The organism is Massilia oculi, assembly GCF_017582745.1.
GTDB classification, from domain to species: domain Bacteria; phylum Pseudomonadota; class Gammaproteobacteria; order Burkholderiales; family Burkholderiaceae_D; genus Telluria; species Telluria oculi_A.
Genome location: NZ_JAFVIM010000063.1, coordinates 1 through 3516, shown reverse-complemented (window position 1 = coordinate 3516; position 3516 = coordinate 1). Strand labels below are relative to the sequence as shown.

Here is a 3516-nt window from a genome sequence, read left to right as displayed (position 1 = left end):
GCAACTGGCCGTCCTCTTCCTCGATGCATTCCTGGCGGGTCGTCGCCTCCAGTCGCCGATATACCGTCGAACGCGGCACGCCGGCCAACTCGCACTGCATCGTCAGCGGCATCTTGTCCTCGCGCTCGATCCACCGTGCCCGCTCAGCCGGACTCATTCCCCAAGCTTTTTTTTGAGCCAATCCACCTGCATCTTCAGCTTGCCGATCTCGCTGTACAGCTTGTCCTCGGGGCTGCTTTCGTCCACCGGCTTCGGCCCGCGCTTGACGTCGAACAGGGCACCGGCGTTCTCCAGGATCTCTTTCTTCCACTGGCCCACCAGCACCGGATGCACGCCGTATTCCTGCGCAATCTCCGTCACCGTCTTCACCCCGCGCACCGCTTCCAGCCCAACCTTGGCCTTGAACTCGGCGCTGTGCACCCTGCGTTTTTTACCTTCACTCATTCGCTGTCATCCTTTCGCGGACGACAGCTTAAACCACCGTCTCAAACTCGGGGTCCACTATACTTCGTCATCGATGTCTTCGCCCGACGCATCGTCGGCTGGCGCGTCAGCAGCTCGATGCGGACTGACTTCGTGCTCGATGCGCTGGAACAGGCGCTGTACGCGCGTCAGCCCGAACGGAACGAGCTGGTCCATCATAGCGATAGGGGTTCGCAATACGTGTCGATCAAGTACAGCGAGCGCCTGGCAGAAGCTGGCATCGAACCGTCTGTGGGCAGTAAGGGCGACAGCTACGATAACGCCCTGGCCGAGACAATCAACGGGCTTTACAAGGCAGAGTTAATCCACCGCCGCGCTCCGTGGAAAACACGTGAGGCCGTCGAACTAGCCACGCTGGAATGGGTATCCTGGTTCAACCACCACCGCCTGCTGGAACCGCTCGGCTATATACCGCCGGCAGAAGCTGAGGCAAACTATTACAAGCAACTGAGCAGTCAAGCCATCCCGGCCTGACTCACACTAACCGGCCTCCACGAAAGCCGGGGCGATTCAGCTTAACCGCGACGAGTTGTAGCCGGATCGCACTGCTTGCGGACAACCTAGAAAGGTAGGCGAGATGCGGTCTCACTATGGGGCGGCGGTATGATAGTGCCGTTGAAATTCTCCACAATGAGAGGGTGGATTAGGCACAATTCTCCATAACATTTGTCACTTAAGGGCTGAAAAAGCGCGCGTGATTGGTCGCTGTCGAAGTTGGCAAGGCGTTCGCCTTCGTCGGCGCATACTAAGCCGATTTTGCGTCGCAGCTTGTGGGCGTACGTCAGCCGCTTGGAGGCGGTTTCATCGACCAGCATGCGCAGCCGCTCATACGAGATGACGTTGATCTGTTTGAGTTGCGACAGCTTCGCTGTAGCGTCGATCACGCATACCTTTTCGCCTGCGATCCCGATGCGTGCCAGCTGCCCGATCATCTCATCGATCAGGCGCGACTCTACGACAATCAGGCCATGCTTCACCCCCGACAGCAGGATCAGCGCAGCGTTTAATCGACTTTTCCCGCAGGCCTGCTGCCATGCCGCGATTCCGCCATGGGGCTGCATGGTTAGCTCGATCAAGTCATCCAGCTGAAAATCCCAGCTCAGCCAGTGGTGAATACCAAGATCGATTGCACGTTTGCGGAGCCGAGCTGCCTCGAGCGGATACGCTTTCAGCAGACCCTCGTGCACGATCTGCCAGCCTTCGCTGGCGCCCTGCAGCACGTAGTTGGCCTCAAGCTCGTCGGTATTGATGAGGAAGCTTTTACCGTTCTTCTGGTACTCGTAGCCGCCCTGCTCTGCCCGCGTGAACTCGACCTCTTCGCCTGCTTGGATCACAGGCGAAAGCCACTTCGTTGGATTGACGTTGTGCGTGCGCTTCGAAACGCCGACGAGGCTGGCCATGCTCGATGCACCCTTCGTGTAGATCGTGTGCTTCATGGCCATGACCGCCCTCCTGTGGCGCCGGACCTTGCGTTCCAGCGTCTCGAAAACGCCAGGCTGCACGACCGGTTCACCGCCTGCTGCACGGATTGCCTCCACAAAGCCCTGAAACGCGGCTATGGGCTCGTCCTGGAGTAGATAGGCTTCCACGTCCAGCTTTCCCTGTCCGTTGAACTGGACGCCTTTTGGAAGCCTGTGATGCTCGGTCGAATAGATTCGCTTGTCGAGCACATCGTTTGCAACCATGGCTTGTGTCAGGCCGCAGAAATACCGCAGTCGGACTTTTCGTCCATCGAGCGCGATCTGCACGGTACGGTTTCCCGTAACTGGCAGCGTGATAGTCGGTTCCGTCGCATCGAGAAGCTGGTAGCGAAGGTCGGCCGGGCGGGTCTTCTTGAACTCTGGATCGAGCAGGCCCAGGTCCGGTACCGGCTCGTCGAAAGATTCCACCGCGCGGTGCATGGGCAGGCGCTTGTTGGCGCTTTCCCCGAACACCACAACTGAAGTGAGGACGTTGGCATTTTCCTCCTTGAAGGTTGCGGCCGGCAGGTCGAACACCCCTCGGAGGCGCGTTTGCACTTTCTTCGACGCCCAGCAACCAGCGCCGGCACGAATTGCGTCGGCACTGGAGCGCGGCAGCAGGGCCACGACGACGCGAGCGGCCTTGAGGGCTTGAATCACTGCGTACTCATCAGAGGTAGCAGTGGTGTCCGGTCCAAGCCTGCCCATGCGCGTGAAGCCTTCCTCAGCCTTGAGCCCAACCGATTCCAGCGAGATGCTGAATGGCGGGTTGATCAGCGCGCAATCCATGCCGACTGGTCGGACGTTTTCCATTCCAGCGCAAAGGATCTCGCACTCGAAGCCAGCTTCGGAAACTACGCGCCTGACTTCATCGACCGTTGGAGCGTGCACGTCGACGCCGAATATCTTGTGCTTGCCCGGTTCTGCAAACTGCAGCAAGCGTGCCGAGCCGATCGAGTTGTCGAGGATCGAGGTGATGTCGAGGTTGCCGATGAACGCCCACATCCAGGATGCGACGTCATCGGGGGTGAAGTATTGCGAGAGAGTCTGCCGGCGCTGTTCCGCCAAATCTCCCATATGCCGGATCTTGGAGCGGAGACTGCCGAGGCTGGCCAGATTGCGAAGGGGTGCATACCATTGTTGCGATTGCGATTGCATGAAATCTCCTGTCAGTGCCAGTAGCTGGCGGGGTAATCTGGCAGGCGTAGAGCTTGCCTATCGGCGATCGATAGGGAAGCCCCGAGGGGCTTGGAACGCATCGAACGATGCGGGTTGAAGGGTTAGGATTGTCCGAAGGTGCCGAGGTACAGCATCAGTTTCTCAGCGGCTGCGTGTGACCACTTGAATTCCATCTGCTCTTTGAAAAATACGATATCCAGCCCGGTGAAGCTATGGCGATCGCGGGGCTTGAAAGTGAAGTCGTAGTTGCAGATTCCGTGGCGGACCGGTGCGGTAATCCCCCCACAGAAAGAGCGCGTTTAGAAGTAGAATTTTCTACTTAAGAACAGAAAGCTCTACATGAAGACGTCCCGTTTTACCGACAGCCAGATCATCGCCATCCTCAAGCAAGCCG

The 3516-nt window shown here is 58.5% G+C and carries 1 protein-coding gene and 2 pseudogenes; 1 reads left to right on the top strand and 2 read right to left on the bottom strand.

What is annotated here, in order from left to right; translation table 11 throughout:
- Positions 1–444, bottom strand: a pseudogene (locus J3U95_RS27995) (transposase family protein); the annotation flags it as partial.
- Positions 445–492: 48 nt separating this feature from the next.
- Between J3U95_RS27995 and J3U95_RS27990 the strand changes: the two are divergent.
- A pseudogene (locus tag J3U95_RS27990) lies at positions 493–957 on the top strand (IS3 family transposase); the annotation flags it as partial.
- Positions 958–1043: 86 nt separating this feature from the next.
- Here the strand turns inward: J3U95_RS27990 and J3U95_RS27985 are convergent.
- Positions 1044–3101 carry a hypothetical protein gene (locus J3U95_RS27985; RefSeq protein WP_208281737.1) on the bottom strand — a complete coding sequence of 686 codons (2058 nt, stop codon included), beginning with the start codon at positions 3099–3101 and terminating at the stop codon, positions 1044–1046.
- Positions 3102–3516 lie beyond the last annotated feature (415 nt).

Bases quoted from the DNA above. Each gene is read 5' to 3' on its own strand.
- J3U95_RS27985 (WP_208281737.1), bottom strand. From the start codon at position 3,101: ATGCAATCGCAATCGCAACAATGGTATGCACCCCTTCGCAATCTGGCC.